A 15335-nucleotide genomic window follows, 5' to 3' on the forward strand; every position below is an offset into this window, starting at 1 on the left:
CAACCCAAAGGGAAATAACGAAATCGCTATTTTTGTATTTCTTTTTCGTACTTGGAAATGAGTTCGTTATTATTTTTACAGGAAAATTTTGTCCTCATTTGGTTTAAATGGTATTCTACTGTTTTCCTGGATTTTTGGATCCGGTCAGCCACTTCGTTTTGCGAAAGTCCTTGGACTAAGAGGTTTAGGATTTCCATTTGGAATGGTGAAAATGGAAGTTGCACTTTGCTCACTCCATCGGATACAAAAGACCCACCTTTCATCACAAGTTGAATCACTTCAGGGAGTTGTGAGATGGGGTCTGACTTAAGCATGTATCCATCTGCTTTGGATTTGAGAGCATCTTCCACATACACTCGACTGCCATGCAAAGAGAAGATGATCACCTTTGTGGGTTGGTGTTTTTCTTTGATTTCTCGCAAAACATCAATGCCATTACGGTCGGGAAGATCAATATCGAGAACCAACAAATCAATTGGATTTGATTCGATGAATTGAAACAAATCCGCAGCCGTTCGAAATTCTCCGGCAAGGGAAAAGAAAGGATTGGATTTCAGGATAGATATGATTCCTTCAGTGACAACGGAATGGTCTTCTAAGATGGCAATTTTAACGGATTCCACAACCTTATGATTTTCAGAGTCTCCTTCTCATCTATCCAAAAATCTTTTTCTGCCACAGTAAAATTTTGTCGTTATCCCTTAATTTTTGGATTGGTTCTCCTCTTCACCTCTTCCTGTCACTTGGAACTCTCCCCAACCTTACTTGCAAAAGATGGTGTTTTGGATGGCCGGAATCTGAAATTGGCAACGGACACAGTGAACCTAATTGGGAAGTGGGAATTTTACTGGAATGAATTTTTAGAACCAAACACTCCTTCTCCCAACAATCGATCTTTTATGCAAGTGGGTGTTCCTTGGTTTTCCCAACACAATGAAGATGGGGAAGATTATCCAAGTTTTGGTTATGCTACCTATCGATTGACAATCCTTTTGCCTGAAGGTGAATCCAACCAAGAACCATACGCTCTCCTTGTGCCTGTACTCCATAGTGCTTACAAAATATACGCAAACGGGACATTGGTCGCTGAAAATGGATCCATTGGAAAAAATAGTGAAACTCATGTTCCATCTTTTCATACCAAAATTGTCCCCATATTAAATGCTAAAGAAAAAGTAGATTTGGTGATCCATATATCCAACTACTCCCATAAATTCGCAGGGATTCATGGGATCATTCGATTTGGTAAATTACAGAATATAATCCAGGTTTGGAACAATTACCATTCTGCTTCTTGTATCATTTTAATTTTTATGGGAATCCTATCCATCTATCATGCGTTAGTGTATTTAATCAATCGATCAGAAAAAAATGCATTACGAATGTCATTTGTTTATTTGGGAATTTTGATTCTCAGTGCTACATTAACAGAAACAAGAATCCTCTTTAACTTTTTTTCTGATGACTACTGTATCCCTTTGTTTCGGTTTTCAAGAATTGGTTTTGTGATCGTTTTGTTTTTTGGCGGGAGTGTTTTAATAAATTTAGCGCAAATGCGTATCTTTAAGAAAATGTTAGTGTTATTGAAGGTATACTCACTTACATTTCTTTTGGTTTCAATACTAACACCTGTAAAACATTTAGCTTTAGTTAGTTATTATTTTGAATATCTTTCTGCGATTTTTGTTCTGATAGGTTTGTTTTCGGTTTCACTCGCTTTGTATTTCCAAAGAAAAGAAAGTAAATTGTATTTTTTTAGTTTGTTTCTCGCAGTATTAGGTGGTGTCATTGATATCATTTTAATTTCCCATCCTAATTTTGGGTTTAGGCCAATGGGATTATTTTCTTTGTATTTTTTTATCATTCCACAAACACTTGGTGTGACATTTGGACTCGTACGTGTTTACAAACGATCTGAGTCTATCTCGAAAGAACTTTACAAAAGAAAAGAAGCACTTGAGAAAAAAGTCAAAGCCCGTACTGCAGAATTGGAAAAGGCAAACCGATGGAAGGCTAATTTTGTTTCCTTAATTTCGCATGACCTACGTTCGCCGCTCAATAGTGTGAACCAAATTTTAGATGTAATCGATTTTAGTTTTAGTGAAACATCAGAAGAGGAAAAAAAGAAATTTTTAGAGATTTGTAAAACTGGTGTGACCCAATCTATAAAAATGTTGGAACAACTTTTGGATGTAAGTCGATTTGATGCATTTGGAACCAAACTGATGCAAACTCGGTTTTCAGTGAATGAGTTGTTAAACGAAATCATTGAATCAGTGGAACCATTGGCAACATTGAAAGGAATTCGAATCCAAAAAGACACTCCCATCCAAGCAGAAATCATTGCAGATCGAACTTTGATCGGAGAAGTGTTTAAAAATATCCTTACAAACTCCATTAAATATTCATATCTCAATTCTGAAGTTTGGGTAGGTGTTTCTTTCAAAGGGAAATGGCTTTCTGTTGAAATTCGTGATCGTGGCCTTGGAATGAGTGAAGAACAAATCCATAAATTAACAGGCGAAGAAAATATCAAAAGTACACCAGGAACTGCAGGCGAACGTGGAACTGGGCTTGGTTTACAGTTATGTACAAATATACTAGAAGCCCATTTTGGAAAACTGAGGATTAAATCAGTACTTGGTGTCGGTTCCTCATTTGAGATTTCGTTATCTAGAAGTAACAAATCGGTTTTACTTGTAGATGATTCAGGTAATTTTAGATCTGATTTAGCAGAGGTAATGCGAAGGAACCAATGGATTGTAATTGAAGCGGGGAATGGGGAAGAAGCTCTTTCTCATTTGGCAAGGATCACTCCATCACTCATCATTACTGACTTACACATGCCAGGAATGAATGGAATTTCTTTGATTCATGAATGGGAAGGAAAACGAAATCAAAACCAAAAAATTCCAATCATTTTGATAAGTTCCGATGCACCTCTTTCTGGCGGAAATTCCTTTCTTGAGGAAGAGGGTTTGGAAACAATCGTATCTGCTTATTTATCGAAAATGTACAAAGCAGAAGATTTGTGCCAACAGATCGAAATGAATTTAGTTTAACAAACGTTCCATGTGATTTTTGATATGGAGAGTATGGGCTACGTCATATTCTTCCTTAGTAAGATCTCCATATGCAAAATGAGGTCGTAAAGATGACTCTGGTGTTTTGGAAAAAAGTTCAATTGCTTGTAACAATCTTTTGGCACCTACTTTGATTTCAGTTGCATTATTAATTTCTTCAGCACCAGGAATCGGTTCTTCCAATCCATGGTTCATTTTGTTTTTAAAAGCAAAAACAGAAAAAGCAATTTTTCCCACGGACCCTCGGAAGAGAGAAGATTTCATTTCCGGGTATCCCTTCATTGAAAATTCAATACTTTGAGCGCAGTGGGCAAACATCTTACCAACTGACCAATTCCCTTGTAATTTTAATTCGGTGGGTTTTGTTAGATATGCAGAAACCAGTGATTTGTAATCTTCCAAATCTTCTGCTTCTAACCAAGGAGATGTAACATCATTTGATTCTCCGAATAATGGAAGCTGTGCGATGCTAATTGTAAGAGCAGTTCGTTTGATAAATTCTCTACGTTTCATATTCATTTACCTCTGAGTGTAATTGGTTTTTCCGACTTGGAACGTAATTTCATATTCAAAAATTCTACGATCACGGAAAAACTCATCGCAAAATAGATATATCCTTTCGGGATATGAAACCTGAGTCCTTCACCTAATAAAGCCACACCAATTAAAATCAAAAAACTAAGTGCAAGGATTTTGATGGTAGGGTGTCTGTCTACAAAGTCAGAGATACTCCCACTCGATAATAACATAAATCCAACAGATAAAACCACAGCTGTGATCATCACACCAAGTTGGTCTGTCATTCCAACAGCGGTGATCACTGAATCCAATGAAAATACAACATCCAAAATCAAAATTTGAAGGATCACTTGGGTGAAAGAAATTTGTTTTTTGGAATCATCACCGACAATTGAGTCACCTTCCAATTTGTGATGGATTTCGGTTGTCGACTTTGCAATGAGAAAAAGTCCACCTAAAATTAGGATGATGTCTCTGCCACTGATTGTTTGTTCTAAGATTGTAAATAGGGGAGTGGTGAGTTTCATGATAAACGATAAGGAAAATAAAAGTAAAATTCTTGTTCCCATCGCAAGTATCAATCCAATTTGCCTTGCTTTTTTTTGTTTGGTTTTGGGTAACCTGGCAGAAAGGATCGAAATGAAAATGATGTTATCAATGCCCAAAACAATTTCTAAAGAGGTTAAGGTGAGTAGGGCAAGCCAAAGTGCTGGATCGGAAAGAAATACTATCATGACACGACCCAAACTGATCTAAGGAAAACTAGAATCAATCGAATTCTTGGGTTTAGATTTTACTTCGTGTTCATTTCTTCGAAAAAAATACCAACCTTCACATTCCCTTGTGATGGTAACATCCTTCCAGTCTTTCAAATTTTCTTTGTTTTCCGTCACACCCCAAGGAAACGAATCAAACGTTTGGTTTTTGAAATCACCATCCCAAGTGGTATTGGCAATCCAAGGGTAGTACACACCGTCTTTTGTGAAAGGGACGAGAGTCCACTGTTTGTTAGAAAATGCATAACTGTATTTGATTGGCCAGTAGGTGGCGGCACCCGGAATTTTTTGATCAAATTCTGACAAACACTCCATTCTGTGATTTCGTTTTCCTTCACCTTCTCTCACTTTGGCGACAAGTTCCGAATGTTTTCCGAGATAAAATAAAAAACAAGCAACATACAACACAATCGGAATTCCAAATCGGAAGAAGGGAATCCGTTCCAAAATCCGAGAGCTAAAAAATAAAATTCCAAAAGGCAAAAAATACAGATAACGTATGTTAAGTTCTGTTTCGATGAGGAATAAAAAAAATACAGTGATGTAAGGGGATAAAAACAAAATCAAATCAAGTAGGAAATCCCTCTTTTGATTCCTTACAAGTGAAATGAAGAGGTAAAAAATTCCGATCACCAAATACCATTGGAACCATTCCGAGAGGAGAGGTTGTTTGGAAACGGATTGTACGAGACCTTGCCAAACTACATTTGGATCTAAGACAATGGAATGAAAGGTAGAATTGAGTTTGGAGAGTAACTGTATATTGTCTGTGCTGATAATTCCAATTCCGAAAAAACGAAGTCCTTTCCCAATGGATTTTGCAAGCAACATTCCCGCAAGACCGATGCTCAATGGTCCAAGGCTTTTCCATCGTAAATGAAGGACAGCATAACAAATCAAAAAGGGAGCGATATTGACAAAAAACCAATACTCTGAAACCCAAACCATTGTCATGAGGAATAACAATGGAAACCAAACCTTACCATTTGTTTGTTTCCATTGTTCTAATAAAACCAAAGTCCAGGTTGCAAAGAAAAAGATCATGGCATGGAAACCCGGCAAATAAAATTGCCCAAATAAATTGGGATCGTACCCTGCTAAAACCAAAAACCCAAGTGCCACTAAATAGGAATATTGTTTTGGCATTCCCAATTGTTTCGCTAAATAAAAGGGCAATACAAAGGAAATAAATCCAAAAACCAAATGGAACCCATACACAGAGGGAACCAAAGGAAATAACAGAAGTGCTATTAAAATCTCTGGAAAAAGATAGGTACATGGCGGAAGGTTCCAACCACGAATGCCAGCAAATCCCCCAGTCCAAACATCCCGTGCAAACAAATAGGGATATAAAACATCACTATCCGTTCCTTCACCTAAATGGTTTTCATACACAACATCGTAGAACAGATGAAAGCTGGCAAAAAGAACCAAAAGGAAAAGGATCGGCTTTAGAAATCTCATCAGTAACTAGGGCATTTGCGTTCAAAGATCTTAAATCGTTCAGGAAACTCAAGTTCCACAACAATTCGTTTGTCTGGTACAAAGGGATGAGGAAAATCTAATTTTTTGGCAAAGAGAAGGAGTCCGTATTGTGTGTAATCCTTTGCAGACCGTGAGTACAAACTGTCCCCCACGACTGGGCATCCTATTTTTGCCATATGAACACGGATTTGGTGGGTTCGCCCCGTTTCAAGACCGAGTTTCATCAAACTAAACTTTCGCCCTGTTTGTGTTTGTACAATTTTTTCTGTTTTGTAATGGGTGATGGCCATTCTCCCATCTTCTCGTACACACATCTTCACACGTTCGACGGGGTGGCGACCAATCGGCATACTAATCGTCCCTTCGGCTTCCACTGGTGCTTGTAACACCCAAGCATAGTACGTTTTATCCACAAGACGATCTTGGAAGAGTTTGGATAAGGCAGCATGGGCTCTGTCTGTTTTGGCAATGATGAGAACCCCTTCTGTTGGTTTGTCCAAACGATGGACAATACCTGGACGGCGTTCACCACCAGTGCCAGAAAGATTCTTAAATTGGTGGAGGAGTCCATTCACAAGAGAAGGCGAGTCGTCACCCGGTCCACTGTGGCAAGCGATCCCCGCTTTTTTGTGGATGACCATAAACTCTTCTTCATCATACAAAACAGGGATATCCATCGGGATGGGTTCCAATCGAGAAGGTGGTCTTGCGATGACATCCACCACATACTCTTCTCCTAAAGTCACCTTATAACCGTTTTTATGGACGGTTTGGTCCTTTGTTTTGTTTGTCACAAAGCCAGAATCGATCCATTTTTGAACGGTTGAACGGCTAAGATCGTCTCCAGCGTTGTCTTTTAGGAAAACGTCTAAGCGACTTTGGTCATAATCTTCGGAAACAGTTACAAATATTTGCATTTTCGGTTGTTATCTAATGAAAAGAACTAAACTATGGAAACATTAAGGTAGGTCAACTGATGAAAAAAGGATTTTTTTTAAGCCTCATCCTCCTCGTAGGTCTTTCTATTTCATTCACGAACTGTTCGTCTTCTGAAGAAAAAGAAACTCCAAAAGATACAACGTCCACAACTACGGACAACACAACGGGAGTTGCTTCCAGAGATCTCAATGGAGCTCTTTTGGACGAAATCAACGTAGCACTCAAAGACTACCGTTACCCAGATGGCGTTCGTCGCAGAGGATTTAGCTACAAACAAGCAGACATCCAAGCAGAAGATTTCAAAACTTGGGCAAAAGACAATGTTGCTTACATCAAAGACGCTCTTGCAAAACTTCCTGATAGTTATGCAATCGAAATCACTGGCCATGCAGATGCATCTGGTCCAGAAGAAGCGGAAGGTGCTAAAAAAGGAAACGGTTACTACTCACAAATCCGTTCTGATGCTGTAAAAGCAGCTCTTGTGAAACAAGGGATCCCTGCAGAAAGAATCGTCACTAAAGCAGCTGGTTCTTCTAAACCAATTTCTGGTTTTGATGAAAAAGACGCGATCAACCGTCGTGTGACTTTCCAAGTTGTTTCTAAATAAGAAATTCGATTTTCTTACCTAGAGACCTTTCTCTAATAAAAGCCCACCTCTTGGTGGGTTTTTTTATGTCTGGAAAATGGGTTCGCTAAATTCGAATGGATAGTTAAAAATTTTGGGCGCCTCGCAATGGTTATGCGAATCAAAATTTTACGATCACCGACCGCGCTATCCGCTCCAATCTTTCCCTCACGGGAAAGGATTTCCGCTTCTATCGCTGGCGCTGAGGGGATAACTTAGCATGTCAGACACAAGATTACAATGGATCAAAAAGGGTTATGAATTCGTCTCTATTCATGGATTTGAAGCATTAAAAATTGAAAAACTAGCAAAAATATTAGATAAACCAAAATCTTCCTTTTACTATTTATTTGTAGATTTGGAAAATTTTACTAAGTATTTGTCAGAATATCATTTACAGCAGTGTTTTATCGTCTCTCAAAAAGAATCATCCTGTGAATCGATTGATCCCGGTTTAGTTGAAATTTTAACAGAACATAAAATAGATCTATTGTTTAACAAACAATTAAGAATCAATCGTCACAATCCTAGATTCAATGAAATTATAATTAAGACAGATGAAGTTGTAATAATACCTTTTTTGAGCATTTGGAAAAAAGACTTAGGATTAGAAATGTCTGAGTCTCAATGGAATGGATTATTCTCTTTAGCATTGGAAAATTTTTATCTTCAAATTCATTTTGAAATTTTAACAGAGTTTTGGTTAAGAGAATATTTTTCTAAATTGAAATCAGTAATATTGAGTATCGCTGGCAAATAATCACTGTACGATACCGTACAGTGATTATCCAAAGGATCATTAATATTCGATTGAGAATTTTTCGGAAATTTTTCCAAATGAGTTTATAAATTTAAAATAAAAGGATTTTTATGACTCTTGAATTTCAAAAATTTTATCTTAAGGTAACGGCTGTCGTCATCGCTTTGTTTGCTCCTGTATTCTTTTTGGGAACTATGCCGGAAACCTCTGAGCTTGCTAGACTAACATTAGATTTGTTGAGTTGGCCGATTGATGGAAATACAACTTATTCATCGCCTGATACAAGATTTTTATCGGCATTGACCGGTGGATTTTTATTGGGATGGGGAGTGAATGTATGGATGTTGACTCATTTCGTTTATGATAAAGCTCCAAATGAAGTGAGAATCTCTGTACTAATTGGTTTGATTTCATGGTTTTTGTTGGATAGCGCTGGCTCAATAACATCAGGAAATATTTCGAATGCAATTTTTAATATCTTTGTATTGTTAGTTGCTGTTGGACCTTTATGGGTATCCGCTAAAAAGTAATTCCATTTGTCTTCTTTTCGAAGATTAGCGAAGAGAAGGCTTAATCTCCGAATGTATTTTGGAAATTAAATGAACAAAATTTTCAAAAAATAATTTCATGATTTTCATCCTTAATCCATAATTTCAATATGATTCAGACAATCGAAGAATACATTGCGTCTTTACCGGACGGCAAAAAAGAATCTTTTCTCAAATTGCGAAGTGTCGTGAAAAAAAATCTGCCAAAAGGATTTGAAGAGACCTTCCAATACAATATGATTGGGTATGTGGTTCCTAAAAAAACGTATCCCGCTGGATACCATGCCAACCCAGAACTTGCACTACCGTTTCTCCACATTGCTGTCCAAAAAAGTGGACTAGCGATGTATCATATGGGGATTTATGCGGATCCAACTCTCTTAAAATGGTTCCAAACGGAATACCCAAAACATTCTCATTCCAAATTGGATATGGGGAAAAGTTGCATTCGGTTCAAAAAATTGGAAGACATCCCTTGGAAACTCATTGGTGAACTTGTTTCCAAAATGAATCCTAATGACTGGATACGAGTTTACGAAAAAAATACATTTTCAAGTTGATTTCAATTCTCAAACTCCTAGTTTGAAAAAAGTGATGTTTTATGACTAAATCATTTTTTCTCTTTTTGACGGTTGTTTGTTTTGTATCTTGCAATCAGAAATCGGAAGAGAATCGTCCTCGCATTGCAACCTTCCATACTCTAGAAGATGGAGTGATCATTAAAAAATCAGAAGGTGAACTTCCCTCAACAATCTCCATTGCAAACGTTGCTTATCGAAATTTAGGATCAGGACTATCGATCCCAGTTCGTGTGTCAGTTGTCTGTGTTACTTCCAAAGAATCAAATTATTCCTATCATTTTGAGACCGAAGAACAGTCGTTAATTTATTCTGAATACTTAAAAAGTAAAGCAGCACTATTTGGTGCAAAAAAATCTTATTCACGTTTAAAATACTTGGTGGAAAACCAAGCTGCTGCGGGTAAAGAATTGAATGATGCAAATGTTCAATTGCAACAAATGGCAGCATCCATGGATGAAAATTTAAACCGATTACGAATGCAAGGCATTCCCATTGAAAAGTTAAGCAAATTGAAACCAGGATATATTTTGATTGTTGGCGATATCCCCGAAACAAAATTAAATCGAGTCAAATTACAAACAAGAGTATTCATTAAGTTTTCGGCATTCCCGGGAGATCGTTATGAAACAAAAATTGATTCCATTTCTGATGTCATTGACCCGGTCAGTCGTACTGTTAAAGTTTTAATCATAACAAAAAATCCAGGGAATCAATTTAAACCAGGTATGTTTGGAAATGGACATATTGAATTGGACAATCTTGAAGCTTTGTCTGTTCCAAATGAATCTATCATTTTAATTGGTGATACAAGTTATCTATTCAAACAAATCGATTTGAATACGTTCCAAAGAGTACAAGTGGAAACAGGAATCGAAACAGATGAATACACACAAATCTTGTCTGGTTTGCAAACCAATGATCGTGTTGTTTCTCATGGTTCTACATTATTAAAAGGACTCAGTTTCGGTTACTAATGGGATTCATTCGTTTTTCACTGAAAAACTCTCCGATAGTATTATTTTGTTTTTTAATGATTTCAGCTTTTGGAATCTATTCAGTCACACATCTTAAGATAGATGCCTATCCTGATGTTTCTGATACTGAAGTGATTGTGATCACAAAATTTGATGGTAGAGCCTCTTCTGAAGTCGAAAAACTCGTAACAATTCCTTTGGAACGGGCGTTAACTGGTATTCCAGGTCTTACCACAACACGTTCACAAAGTATTTTTGGATTGTCAGTCATTCGGTTAACTTTTAAAGACCACACTGATGAATATTTTGCGAGAAACCAAGTTAATGAAAGGTTAAAATCAATTCAATTGCCAGAAGGAACAGAAGTTCCTGAACTTGGTCCATTAACTTCTCCTGTGGGTGAAATCTTACGTTATGCAGTGGAAGGTTACGGATTGCCAACGATGGAACTTAGGAGTATCCAAGATTGGGAATTGGCTCCACGAATCCAACAAATCCAAGGTGTTGCAGATGTGATTACTTTTGGTGGAGACATCAAAGAATACCAAATTGAAATCAATCCCATCAACCAAGACAAATATAATGTTTTTTTACGCGATCTTGTTTTGGCAATTGAAGAAAACAATGCAAATACTGGTGGTAATATATTTAAACATGGTAACCAAGCAATACCAGTACGTGCGTTAGGTGCAATCGAAAACGAAAAAGATATAGAAAACATTATCGTCACTGAAAAAAAAGATGTTCCCATTTATGTAAAAGACATTGGAAAAGTGAGAGTGATCCCTCATCCTCCCAAAGGGATTCTCGGTTATCGGTTACAAACTGGAACCGAGACCAATTCTGGAGTCCAGGGCATCATTATGATGCGTAAAGGAGAAAATCCATCTGAAGTATTAAGATTGGTAAAAGAAAAACTCTCTAGTTTGGATGGATTTTTAAAAAACAAAGGTGTTCGCATTCGAATTTTATATGATAGGGCAGAGTTAGTATCCAATACTTTAAAAACTGTTGTGCGTACTATGATGGAAGGGATTACAATTGTTATGATTGTATTGATCTTTTTACTTGGAAACTATCGAGTTGCACTTGCAGTTGCCGTAACCATTCCTTTTTCATTATTATTTTCATTTTGTTTAATGAATTTAATTGAAATACCTGCAAATTTACTTTCGTTAGGTGCAATTGATTTTGGTATTATTGTTGATAGTTCGATTGTCATTATAGAGGGAATTATAACGACGATTGCGATTTCATCTGTATCGAAAAAAAAATTACCATTGGATGATATCATCCTTCGTTCTTCTGACCACACAGAAAAAGAAGTATTTTTTTCAATTATTGTCATCCTATGTGCTTACCTTCCGATTTTTCTTTTTGAAAGGGTAGAAGGTAAATTATTCAAACCAATGGCTTTTGGATTGGCATTTACATTGATAGGTGCTTTGTTATTTTCACTCACAGTCCTTCCTGTTATTTTTTCAAAGTTTTTCCAAGACGAGAATCGTCGCCAAACAAAAGAATTTTTTCTCCTAACACAAGCAAGATCATACTTCCTTCAATTACTTCATTTTCTCCTCGACCATTCCAAAAAATTAGTAATCCGCACTTATGCCGTTGTGATCCTACTTGTAATTTTAGTTTTTATGGGATTAGGAACGGAATTTTTGCCTGAATTGGATGAAGGTGCCATCAATTTTAGATGTAAATTACCGACAGGAATTCATTTGGATAAAACTGCAAATGTTGCAAATTTACTACGAGAGGCAGTGAGTGAATTTCCTGAAGTAAAGGTTGTGATCACTCAATCAGGAAGGAATGATGATGGAACAGATCCTTTTGGTCCAAATCGAATTGAAGGTCTGATTACATTAGAAGATTATTCCAAATGGAAAACGGTTCATTCAAAAGCGGAAATGTTAGAAATTCTTAAGGAACGATTTGAAAAATTAGTTCCTGGGGCAAAATTCAGTTTTTCACAACCAATTTTGGATAATGTTGCAGAAGCGGTCACTGGTTCAGCTGCTGATTTGTCTGTTCAACTTTCTGGTAGAGATGTTGCCGTATTATGGCAAAAAGCAAATGAAATTGAATCCGCCTTAGAAAAGTTAGAAGGTGTATCAGCTATTGGAATTGAACAAGAAGGACCCAATACAGAACTAAGTATCGCCATTGATAGAGAAGCAGCGGCAAGAGCAGGGATTAATTTTTCTGACATCCAAGATATTACCGAAATGGCGATTGGTGGAAAAGAGATCAGTAAATTGTATTTGGATAATCATATTTATAACATAACGGTTCGGTATCCTGAAGAATATAGAACATCTGTTAACTCGATTGGGAATATCAATATCAAAAGTAAATACGAAAGTAAATATCCACTGTCTTCTGTTGCAAAATTAGAATTGAAGGAAATGCCAGCCAAAATTGCCAGGAAAAATGGAAATCGCATGGTTTCTGTTTGGATTAATATCGAAGGCAGAGACCAAGGTGGATTTGTAAATGAAGCAAAAAAGATTGTGACAAAACAAATCAAACTGCCAGCGGATGTCGAAATTGATTGGGGAGGACAATTCGAAAACCTAACTCGTGCAAGTAAGCGACTTATGGTTGCTGTTCCTCTAACGTTTGTTATTATACTTTTTATCTTGTATTTAATGTTTCACAATATCTCTGATAGTTTACTTGTTATGTCCAGTATTCCAGTTGCTGCACTCGGCGGTCTCTTTTTTCTTTTTTTACGTGGAATGCATTTTAACGTTTCGTCAGGTGTTGGTCTTATTTCGTTATTTGGAATTTCCATTATGGGTGGAGTATTATTTGTCTCAAATTTTAATCATGCGAAAGAAAATAGAGAGATTAAAACTGAAACTGATTTAAAAGAATTAATTTCGTACGTTTCTGAAATTCAGTTTCGTCCCAGATTTTTAACTCTAACAACGGCAATCATTGGTTTATTACCGGCAATGCTTACGAATGAAATTGGGTCTGATATCCAACGACCTATGGCAACAGTGATTGTGGGTGGATTATTGTTCACTTTGGTCATTGGAAATTTTACAATCCCTTTACTTTGTTATTTAAGTGAACAGAGAAAATTACTTCATGCGAAAAATTAGATTTTATCAAATCAAAAATCGATTTGTACAATTATTGATTGTATCTGTTATTTGTTTTCCCCTTTATGCGAATGATAAACTAAAAAAAGAATTTAATTTTGACCAAGCAATTCAATATGCACTTGTAAATAACAAACAAGTTGCCATTGCAAAGTTTGAAATTGATTTTACTAAAGCAGATCGAATCACTGCTGGTTTACGGCCAAATCCTTTTTTGAATATTGTAGCCGATGTTTTACCTTTTAATCCAACTTCAAAACAATTTGATCCAAATCGAAATCAATATGGTGTTAGTTTAGGATTTGTGATTGAAACTGCTAACAAACGGGAAGAACGGATCAATGTCGCCAACAAAAGACTAAAGATGGATGAGTTGGTATTTTTGGAAACTTTGCGAAAAATTTCAATATCCACTGGAAATTTATTCATAGCAACACTTGCAGCAAGGGAACGTTATCTCTTAGCGGAAGAAAATTATAAAAATTTGGTGAATATCGTTGAAATCAACAGAATCAGATTTAAGAGAGAAGACATTTCTAAATTAGAATTATTGAGATCTGAAGTTGCTCAAGATCAATATGCGGTAGCGAGAGTTTCTGCACAGGTTGAATATATTAAATTAAAAAATGAACTAATTGTATTTCTTGGTCTAAATCCGAGTGAAATTGATATTGTGTTAGCTGGTAATTTAGATTCGTTAAAACTACTACCAAAAATTGATGCGAACCAATTATTAAAATTAGCAACTGAAGGAAGGCCTGATTATCTTGCATTAGTGAATGCAGAAGATATTGCATTGGCAAATATGAAACTGCAAAGAGCAAATGCCGTACCAAACTTTAGTATTCTATTTGATTCACTCGTGCAACAAAACCAATATATGTATGGAATGTCTGCAAATTTGGAATTACCTGTATTTTCTAGAAACCAAGGCGAAATTGCAAAAAGTGAATCAGCCAGAAAACAAGCTGCCATATTTCGAGAAGAGTTGTATTTAAACTTAGCAAAGGAAATGGCGATTACAGAAGAAGAAATTAAGATTAGATTTGAAGCACTCGAACAAATGAGACAAATCTCATTATTAAAATCACAACAAGCAGTCAAAATTGTTGAGTTAGCATATAAAGGTGGAGGTTCCACCTTACTAGAGTTTTTGGATACAACTCGATCCTATAATGAAACAAAATTAAAATACATTGATGCCTTAGTTGAATATGAAAAGGCTTTATTAAATCTAAAATACATTACAGGGTTTGATTACGAACCAAATTGAACCTTTGAAAAACAATTTCAGCAATTTTTAATGATAGATTCTTTTTTGTAATCATAATTCGGACATTTATAGGATAAGATGGATTCATTTAGGATCTTTTTGATTTCATTTCGATTGTTAAAATAAGGGGAAAAAGTTTTGCCTCTTGAATAGAAGTGGATGAATGAGTCTAAAGATTATGCAAATTGAATATTTTACGAAGTGGGAGAAAGACTCCCATTTAATCATTACTCGATTGTCTGGTTTTGTAACAGATTTGGATGTAAAAGAATGGGAACTTGGATTAAAGCAAGTGTTTCGAGATTTACCGAAAGGAACCAAGTTTAAGATGTTTGTCAATTTACATGGCCTAAATCCTAGTTCTGTCTCTGCTCATAAAGCCTATCGAAATGTAATTCCACTTTTACTCAGTCAGTATGGATGGAGGATTAGTTACTTGGATTTGTTTGAAGAGGCAAATGATTTGACTATTTCAAAAACAAAAGATAGCGAATGTTATGCGGCAGTACATTGCCATCAAGACGGATACAAAATCCAAGAGTATGAAAGAAGATTTGGTAAAGAAAATGAACATTTTTACGAAGATCCCATTTTTTCGGAAGCCTGGATTCGTAGTTATGAATACCCTGTATTAATCTCTTCTTGAAGGAACT

Annotated in this window: 14 protein-coding genes; 9 read left to right on the forward strand and 5 right to left on the reverse strand. The window is 36.2% G+C overall.

The annotated features are described in order from the left end of the window. Positions 1 to 26: 26 nt before the first annotated feature. Positions 27 to 623, reverse strand: coding sequence for a response regulator transcription factor (locus ND855_RS00905; RefSeq protein WP_108960612.1), 597 nt, complete (start codon positions 621 to 623; stop codon positions 27 to 29). A 6-nt stretch (positions 624 to 629) separates the two neighbouring features. Here ND855_RS00905 and ND855_RS00910 point away from each other — a divergent pair, with 6 nt between their 5' ends. After that, positions 630 to 3062, forward strand: coding sequence for an ATP-binding response regulator (locus ND855_RS00910; protein ID WP_265356776.1), 2433 nt, complete (start codon positions 630 to 632; stop codon positions 3060 to 3062). Here the strand turns inward: ND855_RS00910 and ND855_RS00915 are convergent. The 4 genes from ND855_RS00915 to ND855_RS00930 are packed head-to-tail and all read right to left on the reverse strand — an operon-like array spanning position 3054 to position 6780. Further along, the gene (locus ND855_RS00915; RefSeq protein ID WP_265356777.1) at positions 3054 to 3596 is read right to left on the reverse strand and encodes a DUF1569 domain-containing protein; all 543 of its coding nucleotides are present in this window, start codon (positions 3594 to 3596) and stop codon (positions 3054 to 3056) included. The two genes, ND855_RS00910 and ND855_RS00915, sit on opposite strands and share 9 nt — an antisense overlap. Before the next feature lie 2 nt (positions 3597 to 3598). Beyond that, positions 3599 to 4336, reverse strand: coding sequence for a TerC family protein (locus tag ND855_RS00920; protein WP_265356778.1), 738 nt, complete (start codon positions 4334 to 4336; stop codon positions 3599 to 3601). An 18-nt stretch (positions 4337 to 4354) separates the two neighbouring features. Continuing rightward, a complete protein-coding gene (locus ND855_RS00925; RefSeq protein ID WP_265356779.1) occupies positions 4355 to 5842 on the reverse strand; it encodes a hypothetical protein in 1488 nt (495 codons plus the stop codon). Then, on the reverse strand, positions 5842 to 6780 hold the full coding sequence (locus ND855_RS00930; RefSeq protein WP_265356780.1) for an RluA family pseudouridine synthase: 939 nt from the start codon (positions 6778 to 6780) through the stop codon (positions 5842 to 5844). Before ND855_RS00930 ends, ND855_RS00925 begins: the two co-directional genes overlap by 1 nt. Before the next feature lie 56 nt (positions 6781 to 6836). Here ND855_RS00930 and loa22 point away from each other — a divergent pair, with 56 nt between their 5' ends. The 8 genes from loa22 to ND855_RS00970 all read left to right on the forward strand — a co-directional run bounded on the left by loa22 (position 6837) and on the right by ND855_RS00970 (position 15328). Next, on the forward strand, positions 6837 to 7409 hold the full coding sequence (gene loa22, locus ND855_RS00935; RefSeq protein WP_265359319.1) for an OmpA family outer membrane lipoprotein Loa22: 573 nt from the start codon (positions 6837 to 6839) through the stop codon (positions 7407 to 7409). A gap of 238 nt (positions 7410 to 7647) precedes the next feature. After that, positions 7648 to 8187, forward strand: coding sequence for a hypothetical protein (locus ND855_RS00940; protein ID WP_265356781.1), 540 nt, complete (start codon positions 7648 to 7650; stop codon positions 8185 to 8187). A gap of 110 nt (positions 8188 to 8297) precedes the next feature. After that, positions 8298 to 8717, forward strand: coding sequence for a hypothetical protein (locus tag ND855_RS00945; protein WP_265356782.1), 420 nt, complete (start codon positions 8298 to 8300; stop codon positions 8715 to 8717). Positions 8718 to 8845: 128 nt separating this feature from the next. Next, a complete protein-coding gene (locus ND855_RS00950; RefSeq protein WP_265356783.1) occupies positions 8846 to 9295 on the forward strand; it encodes a DUF1801 domain-containing protein in 450 nt (149 codons plus the stop codon). Positions 9296 to 9336: 41 nt separating this feature from the next. Beyond that, complete coding sequence (locus ND855_RS00955; RefSeq protein WP_265356784.1) at positions 9337 to 10290, forward strand: efflux RND transporter periplasmic adaptor subunit; 954 nt, start codon at positions 9337 to 9339, stop codon at positions 10288 to 10290. After that, on the forward strand, positions 10290 to 13409 hold the full coding sequence (locus ND855_RS00960; RefSeq protein ID WP_265356785.1) for an efflux RND transporter permease subunit: 3120 nt from the start codon (positions 10290 to 10292) through the stop codon (positions 13407 to 13409). The genes ND855_RS00955 and ND855_RS00960 overlap by 1 nt, the downstream gene beginning before the upstream one ends. Next, positions 13396 to 14682, forward strand: coding sequence for a TolC family protein (locus tag ND855_RS00965; RefSeq protein WP_265356786.1), 1287 nt, complete (start codon positions 13396 to 13398; stop codon positions 14680 to 14682). Before ND855_RS00960 ends, ND855_RS00965 begins: the two co-directional genes overlap by 14 nt. Positions 14683 to 14845: 163 nt before the next feature. Then, on the forward strand, positions 14846 to 15328 hold the full coding sequence (locus ND855_RS00970; protein ID WP_265356787.1) for a hypothetical protein: 483 nt from the start codon (positions 14846 to 14848) through the stop codon (positions 15326 to 15328). Positions 15329 to 15335 lie beyond the last annotated feature (7 nt).

Source organism: Leptospira paudalimensis, assembly GCF_026151345.1.
In the GTDB taxonomy this organism is placed as follows: domain Bacteria; phylum Spirochaetota; class Leptospiria; order Leptospirales; family Leptospiraceae; genus Leptospira_A; species Leptospira_A paudalimensis.

Coding starts and splice junctions, on each gene's coding strand:
- ND855_RS00920 (WP_265356778.1), bottom strand. CDS start 4,336: ATGATAGTATTTCTTTCCGATCCAGCACTTTGGCTTGCCCTACTCACC.
- ND855_RS00930 (WP_265356780.1), bottom strand. CDS start 6,780: ATGCAAATATTTGTAACTGTTTCCGAAGATTATGACCAAAGTCGCTTA.
- ND855_RS00910 (WP_265356776.1), top strand. CDS start 630: ATGATTTTCAGAGTCTCCTTCTCATCTATCCAAAAATCTTTTTCTGCC.
- ND855_RS00955 (WP_265356784.1), top strand. CDS start 9,337: ATGACTAAATCATTTTTTCTCTTTTTGACGGTTGTTTGTTTTGTATCT.
- ND855_RS00915 (WP_265356777.1), bottom strand. CDS start 3,596: ATGAAACGTAGAGAATTTATCAAACGAACTGCTCTTACAATTAGCATC.
- ND855_RS00940 (WP_265356781.1), top strand. CDS start 7,648: ATGTCAGACACAAGATTACAATGGATCAAAAAGGGTTATGAATTCGTC.
- ND855_RS00950 (WP_265356783.1), top strand. CDS start 8,846: ATGATTCAGACAATCGAAGAATACATTGCGTCTTTACCGGACGGCAAA.
- ND855_RS00970 (WP_265356787.1), top strand. CDS start 14,846: ATGAGTCTAAAGATTATGCAAATTGAATATTTTACGAAGTGGGAGAAA.
- ND855_RS00960 (WP_265356785.1), top strand. CDS start 10,290: ATGGGATTCATTCGTTTTTCACTGAAAAACTCTCCGATAGTATTATTT.
- ND855_RS00945 (WP_265356782.1), top strand. CDS start 8,298: ATGACTCTTGAATTTCAAAAATTTTATCTTAAGGTAACGGCTGTCGTC.
- ND855_RS00965 (WP_265356786.1), top strand. CDS start 13,396: ATGCGAAAAATTAGATTTTATCAAATCAAAAATCGATTTGTACAATTA.
- ND855_RS00925 (WP_265356779.1), bottom strand. CDS start 5,842: ATGAGATTTCTAAAGCCGATCCTTTTCCTTTTGGTTCTTTTTGCCAGC.